The 20524-nt window shown below is 64.5% G+C and carries 21 protein-coding genes and 1 pseudogene; 18 read left to right on the top strand and 4 right to left on the bottom strand.

The window, feature by feature from the left end; all coding sequences use genetic code 11:
* Positions 1 to 61 precede the first annotated feature (61 nt).
* Positions 62 to 2032 carry a ligand-gated channel protein gene (locus tag CF68_RS25115; RefSeq protein ID WP_035824129.1) on the bottom strand — a complete coding sequence of 657 codons (1971 nt, stop codon included), beginning with the start codon at positions 2030 to 2032 and terminating at the stop codon, positions 62 to 64.
* 147 nt (positions 2033 to 2179) lie between these two features.
* Between CF68_RS25115 and CF68_RS25120 the strand changes: the two genes are divergently transcribed.
* The 12 genes from CF68_RS25120 (at position 2180) to CF68_RS25170 (ending at position 12164) form a co-directional block, all read left to right on the top strand.
* Positions 2180 to 3592, top strand: coding sequence for a hybrid sensor histidine kinase/response regulator (locus CF68_RS25120; RefSeq protein WP_235205883.1), 1413 nt, complete (start codon positions 2180 to 2182; stop codon positions 3590 to 3592).
* Positions 3593 to 4053: 461 nt separating this feature from the next.
* Positions 4054 to 5487 carry a PLP-dependent aminotransferase family protein gene (locus tag CF68_RS25125; protein ID WP_035824130.1) on the top strand — a complete coding sequence of 478 codons (1434 nt, stop codon included), beginning with the start codon at positions 4054 to 4056 and terminating at the stop codon, positions 5485 to 5487.
* Positions 5488 to 5622: 135 nt separating this feature from the next.
* A complete protein-coding gene (locus CF68_RS25130) occupies positions 5623 to 6156 on the top strand; it encodes a TetR/AcrR family transcriptional regulator (protein ID WP_235205884.1) in 534 nt (177 codons plus the stop codon).
* A 209-nt stretch (positions 6157 to 6365) separates the two neighbouring features.
* Positions 6366 to 7355, top strand: a complete 990-nt coding sequence (locus CF68_RS25135; protein WP_035824135.1) for an alpha/beta fold hydrolase — start codon at positions 6366 to 6368, stop codon at positions 7353 to 7355.
* 68 nt (positions 7356 to 7423) lie between these two features.
* A complete protein-coding gene (locus CF68_RS25140) occupies positions 7424 to 8149 on the top strand; it encodes a cysteine hydrolase (protein ID WP_035824136.1) in 726 nt (241 codons plus the stop codon).
* A 91-nt stretch (positions 8150 to 8240) separates the two neighbouring features.
* Entirely contained in the window at positions 8241 to 8471 is a 231-nt protein-coding gene (locus tag CF68_RS25145) for a DUF2798 domain-containing protein (protein WP_035824137.1), read from the top strand.
* 118 nt (positions 8472 to 8589) lie between these two features.
* Entirely contained in the window at positions 8590 to 9027 is a 438-nt protein-coding gene (locus CF68_RS25150; RefSeq protein ID WP_035824139.1) for a GNAT family N-acetyltransferase, read from the top strand.
* Positions 9024 to 9170, top strand: a complete 147-nt coding sequence (locus tag CF68_RS37520) for a hypothetical protein (RefSeq protein WP_161786873.1) — start codon at positions 9024 to 9026, stop codon at positions 9168 to 9170. Before CF68_RS25150 ends, CF68_RS37520 begins: the two co-directional genes overlap by 4 nt.
* On the top strand, positions 9167 to 9919 hold the full coding sequence (locus tag CF68_RS25155) for an SDR family oxidoreductase (RefSeq protein ID WP_035824141.1): 753 nt from the start codon (positions 9167 to 9169) through the stop codon (positions 9917 to 9919). Before CF68_RS37520 ends, CF68_RS25155 begins: the two co-directional genes overlap by 4 nt.
* 73 nt (positions 9920 to 9992) lie before the next feature.
* Complete coding sequence (locus CF68_RS25160) at positions 9993 to 10472, top strand: carboxymuconolactone decarboxylase family protein (RefSeq protein ID WP_035824143.1); 480 nt, start codon at positions 9993 to 9995, stop codon at positions 10470 to 10472.
* Between the two features lie 4 nt (positions 10473 to 10476).
* Positions 10477 to 10881 carry a cupin domain-containing protein gene (locus CF68_RS25165; RefSeq protein WP_035824145.1) on the top strand — a complete coding sequence of 135 codons (405 nt, stop codon included), beginning with the start codon at positions 10477 to 10479 and terminating at the stop codon, positions 10879 to 10881.
* 275 nt (positions 10882 to 11156) lie between these two features.
* Positions 11157 to 12164 (top strand): bestrophin family protein, encoded by a 1008-nt coding sequence (locus CF68_RS25170; protein ID WP_035824225.1) that lies wholly within the window; start codon positions 11157 to 11159, stop codon positions 12162 to 12164.
* A 98-nt stretch (positions 12165 to 12262) separates the two neighbouring features.
* Here CF68_RS25170 and CF68_RS39065 read toward each other — a convergent pair.
* Positions 12263 to 12418 (bottom strand): annotated as a pseudogene (locus CF68_RS39065) (EmrB/QacA family drug resistance transporter); the annotation flags it as partial.
* Between the two features lie 108 nt (positions 12419 to 12526).
* Here CF68_RS39065 and CF68_RS25175 point away from each other — a divergent pair.
* Together CF68_RS25175 and CF68_RS25180 are read left to right on the top strand one after the other, a co-directional pair.
* Positions 12527 to 14122, top strand: coding sequence for an MDR family MFS transporter (locus CF68_RS25175; RefSeq protein ID WP_051591678.1), 1596 nt, complete (start codon positions 12527 to 12529; stop codon positions 14120 to 14122).
* A 34-nt stretch (positions 14123 to 14156) separates the two neighbouring features.
* A complete protein-coding gene (locus tag CF68_RS25180) occupies positions 14157 to 14618 on the top strand; it encodes a MarR family winged helix-turn-helix transcriptional regulator (protein WP_035824147.1) in 462 nt (153 codons plus the stop codon).
* 25 nt (positions 14619 to 14643) lie between these two features.
* On the opposite strand, the gene CF68_RS25185 is transcribed toward CF68_RS25180, so the two are convergent.
* Together CF68_RS25185 and CF68_RS25190 are read right to left on the bottom strand one after the other, a co-directional pair.
* A complete protein-coding gene (locus CF68_RS25185; RefSeq protein ID WP_035824149.1) occupies positions 14644 to 15309 on the bottom strand; it encodes a response regulator in 666 nt (221 codons plus the stop codon).
* A gap of 398 nt (positions 15310 to 15707) precedes the next feature.
* Complete coding sequence (locus CF68_RS25190) at positions 15708 to 16667, bottom strand: LysR family transcriptional regulator (RefSeq protein ID WP_035824151.1); 960 nt, start codon at positions 16665 to 16667, stop codon at positions 15708 to 15710.
* Positions 16668 to 17504: 837 nt separating this feature from the next.
* On the opposite strand from CF68_RS25190, the gene CF68_RS37525 reads away from it, so the two are divergent.
* The 4 genes from CF68_RS37525 to CF68_RS25210 all read left to right on the top strand — a co-directional run bounded on the left by CF68_RS37525 (position 17505) and on the right by CF68_RS25210 (position 20507).
* Entirely contained in the window at positions 17505 to 17795 is a 291-nt protein-coding gene (locus CF68_RS37525) for a transposase (protein WP_035824154.1), read from the top strand.
* A gap of 69 nt (positions 17796 to 17864) precedes the next feature.
* Positions 17865 to 18239 carry a hypothetical protein gene (locus CF68_RS25200; protein WP_035824156.1) on the top strand — a complete coding sequence of 125 codons (375 nt, stop codon included), beginning with the start codon at positions 17865 to 17867 and terminating at the stop codon, positions 18237 to 18239.
* A 48-nt stretch (positions 18240 to 18287) separates the two neighbouring features.
* Positions 18288 to 19634 (top strand): DUF3300 domain-containing protein, encoded by a 1347-nt coding sequence (locus CF68_RS25205; RefSeq protein WP_035824157.1) that lies wholly within the window; start codon positions 18288 to 18290, stop codon positions 19632 to 19634.
* A gap of 3 nt (positions 19635 to 19637) precedes the next feature.
* The gene (locus CF68_RS25210; RefSeq protein WP_051591679.1) at positions 19638 to 20507 is read left to right on the top strand and encodes a DUF2950 domain-containing protein; all 870 of its coding nucleotides are present in this window, start codon (positions 19638 to 19640) and stop codon (positions 20505 to 20507) included.
* Positions 20508 to 20524 lie beyond the last annotated feature (17 nt).

The raw sequence follows: 20524 nt of genomic DNA on the forward strand, positions 1-20524 counted from the left end.
GCGTTGACGGTCATTGAGCGCTTGCGCGGAGCGCAGCCGAAGGCGTTGATGCAGCCACCATTCAAAACTTCACCGCCACACTCATCCAGTACCGCCGGCCATCCTCTACATGCCCATAGTCGGTGTAGTTCACCTGCTTGTCGAAGAGGTTGTAGATCCCGGCAAACACCGACACGTTCTTGGTAACCGCATAGGTCGCCCCCAGGTCGACAAAGGTGTATGACGGCGCCACCACGGTGCTGGAAGACGGCCCCGTGATCGGCTGGCTTTCCTTGCCGCGGTAGTTGACGCGCGCCCAGGCGTTGACCTTCTCGGTAGGCCGCCAGTTCAGCGTGGCCACCAGCAGGTGCATCGGCAACTGGTTCAGCGGCTGGCCCTGGTACTGGCCGCTCTTCTGTTCCGACTTGGTATAGGTATAGCTGCCGGTCAGCGACCACGCTTGCGCGATCGGCCAGCGCAGGCTGGCTTCCACCCCGCGCGAGTAGGCGCGGTCCACGTTCATGTAGGTGGTCGGGGCGGCGCCGAAGCGGTTGGGTCCGTCGGTGCACTGCGTGGCCGGGCAGGCGACGCGCGTGATCTTGTCCTTGAAGTCGTTGTTGAACAGCGTCACGCCCGCCTGCAGGCCGTTGCCCTTGTCATAGAGCAGGCCCAGTTCCTGCGACAACATCGTCTCTGGCTTCAGGTCCGGATTGCCGTACATATTGCCGCCGCGGCTGGTCTGGCCCCAGCCGGCCACGGTCTGGCGCAGGTCCGGCGCACGGAAGCCGGTCGACACCCCGCCCTTGACCGTCCAGCGCTCGGCCGCATGCCACACGCCGTACAAGCGCGGGCTGTAGTGCTGGCCGAAGTTCTGGTCATGGTCCATGCGCACGCCGCCGGTCAGGGCAAAGCTCTGCGCCAGGCGCCACTCGTCTTCGGCAAACAGTGCCCACTGGTAGCGCTCGACCTGGTTCGGGCCGCCGGCGATCTGGTTGCCGGTCTGGTCGTTCAGGCGCTGGTTCAGGTATTCGCCGCCGACCGACAGCATATGGTTGCCCAGCGGCATGGCCCAGCTGGTGCGCAGGTCCAGGTTCTTGATCTTCATCCGGCGGCTGCGGTTGTCGAACTCCTCCTGCTGGATATAGCTGTCAGAGACGCCGAAGCCCCAGCGGCCGGTATGCGACAGCGCGTATTTCTCGCTGCGGTAGTCGGTCTCGGAGGAGGTGGGGCAGCCGGACCGCGGGCAGGCGGTGCCGGGCGGCAGCGGCGGCACGGTCTTGCCCACGGTCTCGCTGCGCAGCTGGCGCATGCCCGTGGCCTCGAACACGATGTCGTGGTTGCGCGTGGGCGTCAGCGCCAGCTTGGCGGTCAGGCTCTCGGCGCGGCGGCTGCGGAAGCCGTAGTCGATATCGTCTTCGATGCGGTGCGTGCTCTGGCCGTACAGCTGCAGGCCCAGCAGGTCGCTCTTGAGCGGGCCGGCCAGGTAGAAGTTGCCCTGGTAGAGATTGCCGGAGTCGCTGTTCTCCTGCAGCGTGGCGTCGCCGCGCAGCTCGCCCGTCCACGTCCTGGGCACCTTGCGCGTGATGATGTTGACCACGCCGCCTATGGCATCGGAGCCGTACAGCGACGACATCGGCCCGCGCACCACCTCGATGCGCTCGATCGCGGACAGCGGCGGCGTCCAGCTGCTTTCCACGCCGGACGAGTCGGAGTTGGTGCGGGTCTCGCGCGAGCTCTGGCGCTTGCCGTCGATCAGGATCTGCGTGTACTTGGCGCCCATGCCGCGCAGGCTGATGTCGGTCCGGTCGCCGCCGCCGCTGACGATCACGCCGGGCACTTCCACCAGCGCATCGTTGATGTCGCGATAGGCCTTGTTCTCCAGGTCTTTGCGCGTGACCACGCTGATCGACGCGGGCGCGTCGCGGATGTCCTGCTCACTGCCGGCGGCCGTCACCACCACGGTGGCGAGGGTAGCTTCCGCCTTCGGCGCCTGCGCCTGCGCCCAGGCTCCGGTCATGCCGGAGGCGGCGCATACCGCCGCCAGCATCCGCATCCATTGACCCTGTTGTACGCCCGCCGGTGCTGCCAACTCTGCCGCCGCCCTTGTTGCCGACCCGATCCCGGCGACCTGCCTGAACTTCATCATTTTCCCTGTCTTCTGTAAATAACAATCATTCTCATATTAGAATTCCAGGTGAAGGTGCCTACCAGTCACTTCAGCAATGCGGTGAAGTTCACCGAGCAAGGCAAGGTGATCGTCACGGCCATGCGCAAGCCGGGCGGCGGCGTGGAAATCCGCGTCATTGACACCGGCATCGGCATCGCCGGGCGAGACCAGATCCGGCTGTTCGAGCCCTTCGTCCAGGCCGAGCAGCCCGACACGCGCCACTACGGCGGCACAGGCCTCGGCTTGTCGATCTGCCGCCGGCTGGTCGAACTGATGTCTGGCGAGATTCGGGTGGTCAGCGAGCCCGGACTGGGCAGCTGCTTTACCGTCAGCCTGCCGCTGGTCACCGCCGGTGCCGCGGCGTCAGCCGACGCCTGGCCGCGGACCGCGCTGCGTGGACTGACGGTCGGCCTGAGTGTCACCTTGCGCGAGCTCTACCAGGGTGTGGAGCAGTTGCTGCAGTTCTATGGCGCACGGGCGGTCAAGTATGACCCCGACGCGCCGCCGGCCACGCCGGTCGATGTCCTGGTGTGCGATGAGCAGGCCATGCCGCGCTGCAGCGACGCCGATGTGGTGGTGTCGGCCATGGCGCCTGCAGTGCCGGACCTGACGCAGACGCCGGTGGTGGCATCGCCCTATGCATGGCGCGGCTTGCTGGCGGCGATCGCGGCAGCGGCAGGCGTGGAAGTGACGGAAACGCAGGCGCCACTGTCGGCGCGCGAGTATGCGCCTGCCACGCAGCTGGCGCTGCTGCTGGTGGAAGACCATCCGATCAACCAGGTGGTGATGCGGGAGCAGCTTGAAAACCTGGGGCAGAAGGTCGATCTGGCCAGTGACGGGCCCGAGGCGCTGTTGATGGCATCGGGCCGGCACTACGACCTGGTCCTGACCGACCTGCAGATGCCTGGCATGGACGGCTTCACGCTGGCGCGGCGCCTGCGCGATGCCGGCCTGGCTACGCCGATCGTTGCCGTCACCGCCAGCGTGGGGCCCGATGTGGCCGAGCGATGCCAGCAGGCCGGCATCGACCGATGCCTGACCAAGCCAGTGGGGCTGGTGACGCTGCGCAAGCTGCTGGAAGACCTGTCCAGCGCCCATATGGCAGCGCGGGCAGCGCCGGGCCAGCATGCAGGCGGCGACACACTGCTGCATGCCGACGCGCTGCGGCGCGACCAGCGCGCACTGGCCGAGGCGCTGCTGGCAGGCGACGCCGAAGCGTTTGCCCAACGTTTGCACGGCTTGGCCGGGGCCCTGTCGGTGATGGGCCATGCGCTGCAGAGCCAGGCGTGCCGCTGGCTGGAGCAGGCGGTCAGGCGCTCGGGGCTGGTGGCCATTGGTGCTGACTGGCAGGCCTTCCATGCCGAACTCGAACAGCTGGCAGATGGGCTGGAGTCACAGGGCGGCACGCAGGGTGCCAACTACACGACGGATTTAAGGCATGCCTGATGGAGCGGTCACGCGCCGGGCGCGATACTGCATCCGTGGAGCGTCTTCCCGATCGCTCCGCATTCTCCCGGGTGCGTCCTGTCGCGAGAAACTTCCCTGCCGCCTGCTTGCCCAGCAGGCGTTTTTTTGCGCAGGGCAAACTGATCGAGGTGGCGAACCATGGCTAGCAAACTGCTGAAGACACTTCACGAGACGGCTCAGGATTTCGCGGAAGGCGGCCTCATCGATGCACATCACGCGCAGCGCATCATCGCCCATGCCTTCAGGGGCATGGGGGGGGGGGCTNATCTCCGCCCATTTGCTTTCTCAGGCCGTCACGGGCCGGGTCCCGGCGGATGCGCGCCCTGGGGTATGATCGGAGGTCAAGATCACACCCACATCCGATCCGTTGCCATCGCCGGCAATGATTCGCGTTCCCATGCATCGGCGTTGCGGCACTGCCCGGATACGTCTGCCAGGCTATGACGAAGTCACCGGCTCAGGACCCATCCAACGCAGCGCCGCTGCATGAGCAGATCTACGCTCGGATTCGTGCCTCGATCCAGCAAGGGCAACTGAAACCCGGGCAGCGGGTGCCATCCTTGCGTGCGTTTGCGGGCGAGCTCGGCGTGGCGCGCGGGACCGTTCAGGTCGCCTATGAGCGGCTCCTGGGTGAAGGTTACCTCATCGCCAGAGGCCCTGCGGGAACGTTCGTTTCCGAGCAAATTGCGCCATCGCGCCCCCACCGCGTGGCCGCCGCGGCTGGATCCAGCCGCACGCCACCGGACCAGGAACTTGCCGAGGTTTCACTCGAAACGGATGGTGGAATCCCCGCGCCGTTGCAACTGGGGCTTCCCGCGCTGGATGAGTTCCCGCGAAAACTATGGACGAGGTTGATGGCGCGGCAAATACGCAGCGCCGGCTCGCTGACCAGGCCGGCGTCAGCCGGATTTGGCCCGCTGCGAGAAGCGCTGGCCGCTTACCTGCAGCGCTCACGGGGCATCGACGCCCAGCCGCACCAGGTGTTCGTCGTGCCGGCTTATACGGCCAGCCTTGCGCTGATTGCGGATGCGCTCAGGCTGGCGGGCGAAAGCGCCTGGGTTGAGGATCCCAGCTACCCTCCGACTGCCCAGTCACTCAGGCGCCTGAACCTGCAGGTCCGGAATGTGCCAGTGGATGATCATGGCCTCGACGTCGAATTTGGGCGTCAGCATTTTCCAGAGGCGCGCCTGGCCGTAGTGACGCCATCGCACCAGAGCCCGACTGGCGTGGCACTGACACTGCAACGTCGCGTCGAACTGCTCGACTGGGCCGGTGAGCGGGGCGCATGGATCATCGAGGACGACTACGACGGCGAGTTTCGTTACCGCGGCCACCCGTTGCCGGCCTTGAAGAGCCTGGACACATGCGACCGGGTGATCTATTGCGGCACGCTTAGCAAGGTGCTGTACCCGGGGCTACGGCTCGCTTACGTGGTCGTGCCACAAAGTCTGGTGCCGACCATGGATCTGGCCTGCAGGCGCACGGTGCATGGCGGCTGCCCCGAACTCTTGCAAGCCGTGGCGGCGGAGTTTATTGCGCAGGGGCACTTCGCCCGGCATATCAAACGCATGCGCACGCTTTACGCGCGACGACGCGCAATGCTGGCCGAGGCGCTGGCGCCATACAAGACGGACGGCTTCACTGTTTGCCTGCAGGATGGCGGCATGCACCTTCTGATCGACGTCAGGGACGATCTTGACGATCTGGCGATGGCCCGTCGTGCGCGCAAGGCAGGATTCGCCGTCCATTCGCTGACCGCCTGGCGGTACGGTGCGCCAGGGCGGCGTGGCTTGATGATGGGGTTTACCAATCTGCGCAGTCAGACTGAAGCCGATCGCCTGGTTGCCGAGCTGATGCGCGCGCTGAAAGCATAGACGATCGCCATCGGGCGCTTGACAAATAGTCAACCAGTCGTCTATTGTCCTTCCCATCTGCTCACTAACTATTGCGACGTGCCAAGACCCCCCAACCCCGAAATCCGTAGCCGGCTGCTTATCGACGGTGGTCGTGTGATTCACAGCGCCGGTTTCAACGGGTCCGGCGTGCAGGACATCGTCGCTGCCGCCGATGTTCCTAAGGGTTCCTTCTACAGCTATTTCGACAGCAAGGAAGCCTTTGCCGCCGAAGTGCTCGAAGCCTATTGGGATGCCATTGAGCAACGCCATGGCAAAGTGATGTATGACGCGCGCATCACGCCGTTGGCCAGGATCGAAAAGTTGTTCGAGTTGCTGGTGGCGGACCACGCGGCACAAGATTTCAGGCTCGGGTGCCTGGTGGGCAACCTTTCTCTCGAATTGTCCAATACCAGCGGTGAAGTCCGAACGGCTCTGGAGCGCATTCTGGCGCGCTGGGAAGGTATCATCACAGCCTGCCTTGATGAGGCCAGGCTGCGCCAGGAACTGCCAGCGGACGTTGATTCCGCGCAGCTCGCGTCCATCATTATCGAAGCCTGGGAAGGGGCGGTCCTGCGCAGCAAGGTCGAGCGCAATGGCGACGCCTGCCGACGATTTCTGCAAATCACCCTCAAGCGCTTGTTGTACTGAGATTTTTTTGCGATTTTAAATAGACGACTGGTCATGTATATTCAGGGCATGGCCTAGTTGAAAACGATAAACATGTGTCTATTGACTGTGTCATCGCCCAACTACATTGAAGCCTGCTCAAACCAGCACGCATCGGCACCATGACCAGGCACCTGACGCTCAGACCTATTCAAGGCAACGCGCGCACGCGCCAATAAAGGAGTCTCACCATGTCTTCAGATCGCAGCCTCGACCAAGGCCTATCGCGACGTAACCTGCTGTTGGGCAGCGCGGCCGCAGCCGGCGCGCTGGTGGCTTCCGGCTTGCCCGGACCTGCGGCGGCAGCACCGTCGGCAGAAAAGGCGAACACCGCAAAGGCAAGCGGCAAGGCTTCAGGCAGCTACATCACGGCAAAGGACGGCACCCAGCTCTATTTCAAGGACTGGGGCGCCGGTCGCCCCGTTGTATTCAGTCATGGCTGGCCACTGAGCTCGGACAGTTGGGAATCCCAGATGATCCTTGTTGCTTCGGAAGGGCACCGTGCCGTTGCACATGACCGTCGTGGCCACGGCCGTTCAAGTCAGCCATGGAATGGCAATGAGATGAACACCTATGCCGACGATCTGGCCACGGTGTTCGAGACGCTCGACCTGCGGGACGCTATCCTGGTGGGCTTCTCCACGGGTGGTGGCGAGGTGGCCCGATACATCGGCCGGCACGGTACGCGACGCGTTTCAAAGGTGGTGCTGGTTTCAGCCGTGCCGCCTTTGATGGTGAAGACCGCCGCCAATCCGCGCGGACTGCCAATCGAAGTATTCGACGGCCTGCGTGCCGCACAACTTGCCAATCGGTCCCAGTTCTACAAGGACGTGCCGGCGGGGCCGTTCTATGGCTTCAACCGACCCGGTGCAAAGCCGTCGCAGGGGTTGATCGACGCATGGTGGGCGCAGGGCATGCAGGGTGGACACAAGAGTACGTACGACTCGATCAAGGCATTCTCCGAGACCGATTTCACCGAGGATCTCAGGAAGATCGATGTGCCGACCCTGATCATCCACGGCGACGACGATCAGATCGTGCCGATCGACGCCGCTGGACGCGCATCGGCAAAGCTCGTCAGGAACGCGAAGCTGATCGTCTACCCCGGTGCGCCGCATGGGCTCACCGACACCCACAAAGATAGATTCAACGCCGACCTGTTGGCATTCATCCGTAGTTGAAACGACGCCGCATCTGCCGGACCCCACGAAGGCGCCGGCAGACCGGCTCACCATAAGAGGTACTTCCCATGTGCAACCACCACACCCCCTATGCAGATCCCGTTGATCCGGCTCTGCCGAAGTCCGGCATTACGCTGGACCTGCCACGCACCGCGCTCGTCGTGATTGACCCGCAGATCGACTTCATGAGCCCCGAAGGCCGCAGCTGGGGCGTGGTCGGAGAAAGCGTGACGGAGCAGAACCTCGTGGCCAACCTAGTCCGTCTGTTCGAGGCCGCAAAACAGGCGGGCATCACGGTCGCCATCTCTCCCCACTATTACTTTCCCCATGACCACACATGGAAAGTGCAGGGCCCCGCCGAAATGTTCCAGCATGCCATCGGCATGTTCGACCGTCCGGGCGCGCTGAACCTGGACGGATTCCGTGACTCGGGCGCGGACTTCATGCCGGAACTCAAGCCGTATATCGAGGATGGCAAGACCATCATCTGCTCCACGCACAAGCTGTACGGCCCGCAGGCCAACGACCTTGTCCTGCAATTGCGCAAGCAGCGCGTCGACCAGGTGATCCTTGCTGGCATGGCCGCCAATCTGTGCGTCGAATCCCATCTGCGGGATCTGCTGGAGCAAGGTTTCGAAGTTGCTGTCGTGCGCGACGCCGTAGCAGGGCCGAAGCTACCCGAAGGGGACGGATATCACGCGGCACTGGTCAACTTCCGCTTCATCGCAAACGCGCTGTGGGATACCAACGAAACCGTGCAGCGGTTGGCAGGAAAGGTTGGAGCAGCCGCGTAGCGCCTGTCGTGCGCCGGGGGCGCCAGCCCCTGGCGCGGCAATGGCAGGGTGCATGACTGTCTAGTTCAAAGAATGCATAGAGGCGACTCACATGCCTAAGATTCCTTCGCGCTACAGCTATTTCGCCTATGGTGTTATCCAGGCCGGATTGACCTGCTCCATCGCTGCTGCCATCGCAAGCCTTCCATTTGCAGAAGAAGGCCTGTTCTTTCAGCACTGGCTAAGGTCCTGGAGCGTTTCCTGGCTGACCATGCTGCCGGTTGTCGTGTCGGCCACGCCCATCATTCGCTGCCTGGTCGATCGCATGACAAACCACTCTTAGGTCATACCGTCATATGTCGATGGTCGATGGCCTAGTTGAAATCGATAAACATGTGCCTGTTGACTGTGTCATCGCTCAACTACATTGAAGGCTGCACAAACCAGCACGCATCGGCACCATGACCAAGAACCTGATGCTCGGACATGCGGAAACGGAGGCCGAGATCCGCGCCTGCTTCCCTGTCATGCGGCAACTGCGCCCCAAGCTGCAAATGCCGGAAGACTTTCTCGACACCGTCATGGTGCAAAGTGGACAAGGGTACCGGCTGCTCGCGCTCTGGGACGACGGCAAACCTGTTGCGCTGGCCGGATATCGGCGTCTTGAAAACCTGATCCACGGGCGCTTTCTGTACGTCGACGACCTGATTACCGATGCCGAGGGCCGGGGGCAGGGTCACGGCGAGCGTCTGCTGCAAGCGCTTTGCGAGCTTGGACGCACAGAAGGCTGCCAGCGACTTGTCCTGGATACCGCACTCGCGAACGCGCTGGCCCAGCGCTTCTATTTCCGTTCCGGCCTGCTCGCCAAGGGCCTCCACTTCTGCATGGAGCTGCAATGAAGCTCCTCAACCTGCTGCTGCTCGATTGCTGCCCGCGCCGTGACTATTCCACGAGCCGGCGCTCCGAGTCGATCTGGCGCGGGGATGCCGCGCTCCCTAACATGGAATCGTTCCACCTTCCTCAGCACGGAGAAGCATCATGAAGATTGTCATCATTGGCGGGACTGGCCTGATCGGCTCGAAGACCGTCGCCATTCTGCGCCAGGGCGGCCACGAGGTCATGGCCGCCTCGCCCAGGAGCGGTGTCAACAGCATCACTGGCGAGGGGCTCCAGGAGGCCCTGACCGGCGCCCAGGTGGTGATCGACCTTGCCAATTCCCCATCGTTTGAAGACAAGGCGGTGCTGGAATTCTTCGAGACTTCCGGCCGCAACCTTCACGCGGCGGAGACCGCAGCGGGCGTTCAGCACCATGTCGCGCTGTCCATCGTCGGCACCGACCGGACGCCCGAAAACGGCTATTTCCGCGCCAAGGTCGCGCAAGAAAAACTGATAGAGGCCTCGGGCATCCCCTACACCATCATCCGCTCGACCCAGTTCATGGAATTCATCGGCGGCATCGCCGATTCCAGTGCGCAAGGAAATGTCGTCCGCCTTTCGCCTGGGCTGTTCCAGCCGATTGCTGCGGACGACGTCGCCGGACTCGTTGCCGATGTAGCGCTCGCGCCACCGCGAAACGGCATCGTCGAGATCGCCGGCCCGGAACGAGCCCCGTTCAACGAGATCGTCGCCCGCTATCTCAAGGCGGTGGGCGACCCGCGTGAAGTCGTGCGCGACCCCGAGGCCCGCTACTTCGGCGGCCGGGTCGAGGAACATTCGCTGGTGCCGTTGGGCGAGGCGTGCCTCGGGCGCATCGGCTTAGAGGAATGGCTGCGTCAATCGCAGCAACGATAGTCCGCAGGGCGCATGCCCACGTAAGCAGCACCGGTTCGTCAGTCCCACATTGAGCAGATCACCAGGAGCAAACATGACCCAACGTACGAATTACTTCCAGCAATCCCCGGAACTGTCCAAGAAGCTCATGGAGTTCGGCGCGCTGTTCCAGAAGACCACGATCGAACAGCCCATTCGCGAGCTTGTCGAGATTCGCGCATCGCAGCTCAATGGCTGCGCGTTCTGCGTCGACATGCATATCAAGATGGCGAAGATCCACGGCGAGCGCGAATTGCGCCTGCATCATGTGGCGATCTGGCGCGAGTCGACGCTGTTCTCGCCGCGCGAACGCGCCGCGCTGGCCTGGACCGAGGTGCTGACCAGGCTTCCCGCCGAAGGCGTGCCCGACGATATCTATGAGCGCGTGCGCACCCAGTACAGCGAGAAGGAACTGTCTGACCTCACCTTCCTCGTGGGGGCGATCAATACCTGGAACCGCCTGAACGTGGCATTCCGCATGGTGCCTGGTTCGTCGGACAAGGCGTTCGGGCTCGACAAGGCCAACCTGGAGTGATGCCATGAAGACGGTCACTTCCGTTGCGGCAGCACTTGTGTTGTCGTGCCTGACGGTTGCAAAGCCGGCCGCCGCCGCGCCGGAGGCGAGTGTCACGCCCCTGGTCAAGGAAGCGTTGCCCGAATATCCGGGGAAGGAAGCCGAGATGATCATCGTGGAGTATCCGCCGGGCAGTGCCGATCCCGTGCATCGCCATGACGCCCACGCCTTCGTCTACGTGCTCGAGGGCAGCATCGTCATGGGCCTCAAGGGCGGAAAAGAGGTAACGCTCAAAGCGGGCGATACCTTCCACGAAGGTCCCAACGATATCCACACCGTCGGACGCAATGCCAGCAAGACGCAGCCAGCAAAGTTTGTCGTGTTCCTGATCAAGAACAAGGGCGCGCCGATCCTGACGCCGGTGAAGTAGTCGTCGTCCAATTTGGCACCGGCAATGCCGGTGCGCACTGTCCGGCCGGCAAGAGCGGCGCTACCGCATGCTCTTGCCGTGCCGCTGTTTTCTAGGGTGGCGTGAAGGGTTGTGGGACGGAAATTGATACTACGTCGGTTTCTTGGCAATATCACCATCACAAAATCAGGTCCCGGGCAGCGATCTGGTCGGTGGTGAGGGCGGTTGGCCGTGCTGCCTGCCGGCAGTTCGGACCTCGGACCCGCGACCTGCCGCCCCGCCGCGAGATGCGCACCATGCACCTGGGAAAATCGTACACAATATCCGAGTTCACGTTCTGGTCGAGACGGCAACTTTATGCCTCGCTAGCATGCGGTTCGCTGCCCGTAGTCCTTTATCAGTTCTTCGGGCTGAAATGGCTGTCAATCCCGGTCTCGGTTGTGGTGCTGCTGGGCACCGCCACGTCATTCATCGTGGGCTTCCGGAACGTGCAGACCTACAGCAGGGCCCTGGAGGCACAGCAGATCTGGACTGAGATCCTGAACGGCAGCCGGTGTCTGGGTGTGATGAGCCGGGACTTTCTGGCAGGGCAGGCGGCCGGGCGGGATCTGGTTCTCCGGCATTGCGCATGGCTGACGGCGCTCCGCTATCAACTGAGAACCCCAAGGATCTGGGAAAGCGCGGGCAAGGCATCCAACGTGGAGTACCGGAAGTACTACCGGGTTCCAGAGTGGGAGACTCCATTGGACGAGGCGCTTGCGCGTTATCTGCCACAGGCCGAACTCGACTCGCTTGCGCACGTCGAGAGCAAGACAAGCCGGTTGCTGGGAACGCAGTCAGCGACGATCAGGCGGTTCCTTGACGCTGGCGAGATCGGCAATACCTTCTATCTGGAGTTGGTAGGATCGATCAGAGGCTTCTTCGCGCAGCAAGGACGGGCGGAGCGTATCAAGGACTATCCGTATCCCAGGCAATATGCGGTCGTCAACAAGCTCTTTGTCCGTACGTTTTGTCTGCTACTGCCTTTTGGCATTCTTACAGAGTTCGAAAAGCTCAATGCCAGCGTTTCAGGCGTCATGCATGGCAACATGATCTGGCTGGTCATTCCATTTAGCACGATGATCTCCTGGATGTACCTCGCGCTGGAGCAAGTGGGCGAAAGCACGGAGAACCCGTTCGAAGGAAACGCCAATGATGTGCCCATGGCACAGATCTGCCGGAAGATCGAACACGAACTCATGGACATGCTTGGCGAGAAGTGCGATATCCCCGCGCCAACGGCCGGGCACGGTATTGTCCTCTGACCACTCAAGGTTATCGCTTTCCCACCTCCGACCACTTAGTCAGGCATCCTGTCATGTCTGCGGGCCGTGCGTCGTCTTATCGCTCAGTGCGCAGCCGCGATCGACAGCTTGCGAGTCGGCGTTTCGCGGTCGCGGTAGATCGCCCAGGTAACGGCGGCGGCGACCGGGCCGACCGGCACGTTGATGTAGAAGATCCACGACCACGCGTAGCCGTCGGTTAGCCAGCCGCCCAGCGCCGGGTTGGCGATGGGGCCGAAATTTCCATACGACCGACTTTATTTCTCGCGATCACAAGGCCATGACGCGGCTGACCGATCTGCCCCTATAATGCTTGATAATGCAACGATTGATCGAGCAATAAAATGACCCCACAGCCAGATAAGTCCGTGGCCAACGGCCAGGTGCTGCCGTTTCGCGAGTCCCTGCTGGCCATGCTGGGCGTGGCCTTTGTGGTGATGCTGGTGGCGCTGGACCAGACCGTGGTCGGCACGGCGCTGCCGACCGTGGTGGCCGAGCTGCAAGGCTTCGAGTACTACGCCTGGGTTGCCACGGCCTATCTGCTGACATCGGTGATCACCGTGCCGGTGTTCGGGCGGCTGGGGGACTATTACGGGCGCAAGCCGTTCGTGCTGGCATCGATCGTGGTCTTCTCGGTGGCCTCGGCGCTGTGCGGCATGGCGCCGAGCATGCCGTTCCTGGTGCTGGCGCGCGCGCTTCAGGGGATTGGCGGCGGCATGCTGGTCGGCACCGCCTTTGCCTGCATTGCCGACCTGTTTCCGGATACGCATGTGCGGCTGCGCTGGCAGGTGATGATGAGCGCGGCATTCGGCATTGCCAATGCGGTGGGGCCGTCGCTGGGCGGGCTGCTGACGGAGTGGTACGGCTGGCGCGCGGTGTTCTATGTCAACCTGCCGATTGGCGTGCTGGGGCTGTGGTTTGCGTGGCGCTACCTGCCGCACCTGCGCCAGCAGGCGCACAGCGGGCCGATCCGCGTGGACTGGCTCGGCGCCTTGCTGATCGCAGCCGGGCTGGGATGCGTGCAGCTGAGCGTTGAACTGCTGCCGGCACGCGGGTTCGATGCCTATACGGGCGGCTTGCTGGTGCTGGCGGCGGTGGCACTGGTGGCGCTGTGGCAGTGGGAGCAGCGTTGTGCCAACCCGATCCTGCCGGTGGAGATGTTCCGCAACCCGGGGCTGGCGCCGTTGTTCCAGCTGGCGGTGTTCACGGGCTTCACCATGTTCGCGCTGCTGCTCTATGCACCGCTGCTGTTCCAGGGCGGCTTTGGCTATTCGCCGAAGGAGGCCGGCATCCTGATCACGCCGCTGGTGGTCTGCATCACCGTGGGCAGCATTCTCAACGGCCGCATCGTCACGCGCATCCGCCGCCCGAATACCATGCTCTTTGCCGGCTTTGGCATGCTGGCGGTGTCCTGCCTGGGCCTGTCGCAGGCCACGCGCAGCATGCCGCACGGCGTCTTGCTGACGATCATGCTGATCGGCGGATTCGGGCTCGGCTTCATCATGCCGAACCTGACCGTGTTTGCGCAGCAGACGGCAGGGCGCGAACACCTTGGCATTGCCACGGCCATGCTGCAATCGCTGCGCATGGTAGGCGGCATGGTGGGCACCGCGATCGTGGGCACGCTGGTCACGCGCAGCTATACCGGCGGTGTGGAACATGCGCTGTCCGCCGCCAATGCCGGACAATGGACGGCGCGCATGGCGGATCCGCAGGTGCTGATCGACAAGGCGTCGCAAGTCGCGTTGCTCGGCCAGCTGGAGCAAGCCGGGCACAATGGCGCACTGTTGCTGGAACAGGCACGCGTGTCGCTGGTCAGTGCCATCCACCTTGGCCTGGTGGTGGCTGCGGTGGCCGCCGCGCTGGGCGTGTGGTGCGCCCGCCGGGTGCCGTCGATCAAGCTGACCCGGGCGCCGGCGCCCGCCATGGCCGCCGACTGATGCGCCGGCCTGCAACGTAACCTGAGGAAAATGGATGGAACTGGAGCGACAAAGCGTGGCCGTACTGCAGCAGTTCGGCCGCACCTACCGCGCCTACGCGGCTGCGTTCGAACAGCGCCTGGGGCTGCCGCTGCCCCGCTGGCGCATCCTGCATGCGCTGCATCACCAGGAGGGCGCGATCGGCCAGAAGGCGCTGGCTGACCTGGTCGGCATGGACCCCGGCGCGCTGACGCGCCAGCTCAAGGCCATGCAGGAACTTGGCTGGGTGGAGCGCAGCACGTCGGAACGCGACAACCGCGTGACCCACGTCACGCTGTCACGGGCCGGCCAGCAGGTGGTGGCGCACGCCATGCCGCTGCGCTCAGCCTTTCTGGAGGATGTGCTTGCCGAGGTGTCGCCGTCGACCATGCGCGAGCTGTCGCGCGGCCTGGCGCGGCTGGAGGCCGGCATCGCATACGCGCAGGCCCACGCGGCACAGGCAGCCGACGCCGCCTGATACGGCGCGCCCGTGCCGCCGGCGCTCAGGCAGTCGGCAGCATGCCGTTAAGCGCCGCAAACTCAAACAGTTCCCGGTCGTTGGTGACGCCGAGCTTCTGCATGGCGCAGTTCTTCTGCCGGCTGATGGTCTTGACGCTGCGGCAGAGCAGGACGGCGATCTCGCTCACGGACCGTCCGGTCAGGTACAGCCGCAATACTTCCATTTCACGCCGGGACAGGCGCTCCGCGCCGGCCTGGCCGGGTCCGGCCGGGTTGCCGGGATCGGCCTGCGACAGCACTTCCAGCGCGGATTTGCCGATGTAGTGGAAGCCCCGCTGGATACGGCAAACCACGGTCACCAGTTCTGACAGCGGCGAGTTCTTGAGCAGCAGGCCGTGCACCTGGGTGTCGAGGATGGAGCGCAGCACCAGCGGATTGGTGATCATGGTCAGCACGATCACGGCCAGCGACGGATGCCGCCGCCGCAGGCTGGCAAGCAGGCGCAGGCCGTCGCTGTTGCCCTCGCCCTGCGCGGGCATGTGGTAGTCGGTGATCACGACATCGGGACGCAGGCTTTCCACGCTGTTCAGCAAGGCCGTCGCGCTGGTCACGCAGCCGCACACCTCCCACCCGGTCTGGGTATGCAAGCGGTCCGCGACGGCCGCGCTGACCAGGGGGTGGTCGTCGGCAAGCAGGATCCTCAATGTCATCTGGTTGCTCCTCGATTCTTGTTCGTGGCAGCGCCGGCATCAAGAAAACGCCGCACGTCGGCGAGACGTGCGGCGCAAAAACGACGCCAAACAATACGACGCCAGACAACTGCGTGCATTGCCCCGGGACCGGGCCAAACGGGAGACGGCCGGACCGCAGCAATGCCATTGCAGGATATCGGCCGCGCGGTCTGGCGAAACTAGGAGGATTCGCAAAGCGCAGCCGTGGCGCAGCGGCCTGCACCAGGCAAAGTGGCGCGAGTGTAGCGCAGGGTCAGCGCTCGGAAAAATGTCTCAAGACTGTAATAAAAGCGCCGCCGCTGCCGCGCAGCCAAAGAAAAAAGCGCTGGCAGCCATGGGGCTGCCAGCGCCTTCCGGGCGCAGGTGCGGGAGTTGCGTCAGGCCGGCGCGGGCTGCGCGTGGGCTGCGGAGCGCCCGTTACGGCGGCTGTCGATGGCCTTGAGCGGGTCGCGCAGCACGGCGCTGCCGACATCCATGATGTCGCGCAGCACGCCCTTGTCGCCGCTGCGCTCCGGTGCCCAGAAATGCAGTGCGGCCCATTCAGGGAAGCTGCTTGGCGGTGCCAGCAGGCGCGTCTTGCGCTCGCGCGTGACCAGCGGCACGTTGAAGTCCAGCACCGGGCAGATGCCCCCGGCCGAATGCAGCAGCGTGATCTGGGTATGCCATGACGGGACCACGGTCTCGCGATGCCCCGGAGTGCTGGCCTGGCGGCTCAGGAAGGCCCGCAGCGGGCTGCCGGCCTCGCAGTCTTCCTGCAGCAGGATCCAGTCGCTTTCGCCTTCGTCATGGCTGCCGCCGCGCGTGGCGCTGACCAGCCGGCGCGGCGTGGCCATGATGTTGTGCTGGCGCACGCGTTCGGGGTCGTGGCCGCTGTCGACGATGAAGGCGCAGTCCAGTTCGCCGCTGCCGAGATGGCCGGCAAGGGCGGCGTCGGCAATCACCGGACGCGTGACAAAGCTGTCTTGCGGAAACTGCTCGCACAGTGCCGTCAGGATCTCGGTGATGACCGGGTCGCCGATCGACGATGAAAAGCCGATCGAAACGCGCCTGCCGTCGTCGCGGCGCTTGCTCAGGCCAGGCTCGCCGGGGCGCACCAGCAGGTTCCATTTGGCCAGGATCTGCCGCGCCGTCTGCTCCAGGCGCAGCGCATGCGGAGTGGGTTCGAGCATCCCGTTGCGCTTGACGAACAGCGGATCGCCGGTGATTTCGCGCAAGCGCGCGAGGCTGTAGGCCACCGTGGGCACGCGTCCCTGCGTGCAGGCCGCAACGGCGCTGAGGTCCCGGTATTCCATGACCAGGACAAAGACATGCAACAACTTCGTGCTGACGTGACGCATTCCGACTTCTCCCGATCCATGACTTTGTTTTCTTTATTTTCTTGTTGGTCCGACACCTACAGCGCTGCGTCGGACAAAGGGCGCAAGCGCGGCCTGGTGTCAGGGCAATGATCCGGTCCCTGGCAGTGACAGGCGCAAGCGGCATGCACGGCGCGCGCTGCGGGCATGCACGGATGAGAACCAGGTGGGCAAAAGCCCGGGCAGGATGCTGCGAAAACGCATGGCACGACTCCTAAATGTCCGACTTGCGTCGACAAATGGCGCAGTGACGACTCGATCCTTCAGGCCCGGTACATGTTGGCAGCGTGGAATGCGCACCGTACAACGTCAGGGTGGTGCGGGCTGCCTGGCCGCTCTTCTGCCGGCGCCGCCAGGGCGCCGCGCGAAGGCGTGCGAAATTTAGTTGTGCCGAGGAATCTTAATACATGCTCAGCGAAAGTCATAGAAACTTGAATTGATGGCAGTCTTCTAATTTTGTTTAGCACCTCTTTGTCTGTACATCAATACATGGCTTGAAATCGGGGCTGCAGGGAGATTCATGCACGACCACTGCCATGCAGAAGGCCGTCATGCCGATGTGTTATCGGGGCCTGGCATCTCCGTTTCCGCGATGCGCAGTGCTAATGGTCTAACTGGATTCCAAATTGGCTTAACGAAATTTGGCAATGCGCGCCAGCGCCGGCGGCAGCTTGCGCAGAGATAATTTTCTTAACTCGCGCAGCGAAGACACTGAATTGCCTTTTGGCGCGGCCGTGGGCTAACGTAGCGCCAGAGTCGGCACGGTTGGCGGCGCGGCTGGCGCCGCTTGTGGCCCGCCGTTGTGATGCGGAGAGATTCGTGAACAGACGGTATTCGGAAGAGCAGATCCGCAGCTACCTGGCCGAGGCTGCCAGCGGCGTGCCGGTGCGTGAGCTGTGCGCGCGCTATGGTTTCAGCGATGCTTCGTTCTACGGATGGCGTGCCCGTTACGGCCAGCCCAACCAGGGTGATGCACGTGACGGCCGCAAGTTGCGCGAGCTGCAGGAAGAGAACGCCCGGCTGAAGAGTATGCTTGCGGATGCGCTGCTCAAGCTTGAGCTGATGCGCAACCGTACCGGCCGCCGCAATGGCACTGGCAAGGATCGCTAGCGGCGGACGGTTCTTGCAATGCGCCGCGGTGTCGGTACCACGTACCGCGGAGGGTTCTGGAGTATTGGTTTGACGAAGTTTCTGATCAAGGCGGGCGTGCTGGCATGCGCCGCCATGGTGGTTGCCCCGGCGTGGGCGGCCAGTAATGCATCGGCGGCCGCGGCCGCCGGCACGCCGATGGTGGCCCCGCCGCCACCACGGATGCTGGACGAAGCCACGGCCGTGGTGGAGGGACCTGATGGCAAGGTCTCCGCGTCGCAACGGCAGCACTGCCAGTCATTGCTGGACCAGATCAACGCGCTGCCCGGCGGGCCGCAGTGGTCCACCGGCAAGTCGTCGGTAACCACTGCCGACGGACGCACGTATCCGACACTGGAACGCCAGGCAGACCGCAAGCGCCTGGAAGACGCGTATCGCCAGGAATGCACGCAGCAGCGCCGCTGAGGCGCCCCCCGGCAGCAGGCCGTCACCTGCGATTTGTGGAGAGCCGACATGCACCGTTTCAAACACCTCTTCGCATGGTGCCTGGCACTGATGCTGATGGCGCCGCTCGGGCCAGCAATGGCGCAATCCAAGCTGAGCAACGCCCAGCTTGACCAGCTGACCGCGCCGATTGCCCTGTATCCCGATGCGCTGCTGTCGCAGGTGCTGATGGCGGCCACCTATCCGGCCGACGTCGCGGCTGCGGCGCAATGGTCCAAGGCCAATCCCAGCCTGTCTGGCGATGCCGCGACCAAGGCGGTCGCCAGCCAGGCCTGGGACCCCAGCGTGCAGTCGCTGGCCGCGTTTCCATCCGTGCTCGACATGATGGGCCGCCAGCCGCAGTGGGTGCAGTCGGTCGGCGACGCGTTCCTGGCCCAGCCCAACGACGTGATGGATTCGGTGCAGCGGCTGCGGGTGCAGGCGCAGAAAGCCGGCACGCTGAAGACGACCGAGCAGCAGAAGGTCGTGACGCAGACCACCGGCGGCACCACGATCGTGCAGATCGAGCCGGCCAACCCGCAGGTGGTCTACGTGCCGGCCTACAACCCGACCACGGTCTACGGCACCTGGGCGTACCCCGCGTATCCGCCGGCCTACTACCCGCCGCCGCCGGGCTCCGTGTTTGCCACGGCACTGGTAACGGGCATCGGCTTCGGGCTTGGCGTGGCGGCGGTCGATGCGATGTGGGGCGGGTTCGACTGGCATGACCATGACGTCAACATCAATGTGAACCGCTACAACAATATCAACGTCAACCAGCGCCTGGACGTCAATCGTGCCAACGTGAACTGGCAGCACAACCCCGCCAACCGCGGCAACGTGCCCTACAACAATGCGGCGGTGCGCGGTCGCTATGACCAGCAGCGCCAGTCTGGCCTCGCCAGCCGCCAGCAGGGTGCGCAAGCCGGCCAGCGCGTGGGGGCCGGCGGCGGGGTGCAGCGCCAGCCGTCCCAGCGCGACCAGGCGCGTGAGCGTGCCGCGCAGTCGTTCGAGGGCCGTACCGGACAATCCATCCCCGGCCATGCGGGCGGGGCGGCAGAGCGCTCGCGGCCCGGTGCCGCCGGCGCTGGCGTGCAGAATCCGCGGCCTGCCGGTGCCGAGCGCCAGCGCGCAGACCAGGCCCAGGCCCGCGACCGTGCCCGCAATGCCAACCGGGACAGCGCGCTGCGCGATGCCGGCAACGGCGACCGCGTGCGCCAGCAGACCCAGCGCGCGGCGACGCCGCAGCGGGAAGCGCCGCATGCGCGCCAGGCCGGGTTTCACCAGAACGGCGGCGCGCGCCAGGGCGGTGGGCTGGGCGGCGGCGGTGGAGGCCGGCCCGGCGGCGGCGAACATTTCGGCCATGGTCGGAGGTAAATCATGATGCACATGACCGCTAATCCCTTCTCTGCCGCAGCCGGAGCGCGCGCGCTGCGCACGCTGGTGGTGGCCGCGGCCCTGTCCCTGGGCCTGCCGGCGATGGCTCAGCAGGTGTTCCCGAGCCCTGACGCGGCCGCCGAGGCGCTGGGCGATGCCATCGCGCGCAGCGACGGCGGCGCACTGCAGCGCGTGCTGGGCAAGCAATACCAGTCGCTGGTGCCGGAGGGCTCCATCGACCGGGACGACGTCTACGAATTCCTTGGCGCCTGGGCGCGCCACCATGCCGTGCAGCCCGATGGCGAGCGCCGCGCGCTGATCGCGGTCGGGCAGAGCGGATGGACCTTCCCCGTGCCGCTGGCAAAGCAGAAGGACGGCTGGCAGTTCGACCTGCGTGCCGGCCAGCAGGAAGTGCGCCGCCGCCGGCTCGGGCGCAATGAATTGGTGACGATGGAAACGCTGCTGCAGTTGGCCGATGCCCAGCAGCGCTACGCGGAGCAGGTGGGGCAGGGGCGCTACGCAACCCGGTTGATCAGCGCGCCGGGCAAGACCAACGGCCTGTACTGGCCCGCGGCCAGCGAGCAGGACGCCAGCCCGATCGGCCCCGATGCGCTGGCAATGGGCCCGGACACGCCCGCCGCAGACGCTTTCTACGGCTACCACTACCGGATCCTGCCGCCGGCCAAGGGCAGCGACGCCAAGTACGGGCTGATTGCCTGGCCGGCCCGCTATGGCGATACCGGCGTGCATACCTTCATGCTCGGCAGCGACCGTGTGTTCTATGAGCGCGACCTCGGGCCCGGCACGGCATCGCGCGCCAGGACCATCCGCAGTTTTTCGCCTGCCGGCTGGCAGCGCGTGGCGGACCGCTGAGCCATTGGCCCCTGAGC

The organism is Cupriavidus sp. SK-4 (assembly GCF_000611125.1).
Taxonomy (GTDB): domain Bacteria; phylum Pseudomonadota; class Gammaproteobacteria; order Burkholderiales; family Burkholderiaceae; genus Cupriavidus; species Cupriavidus necator.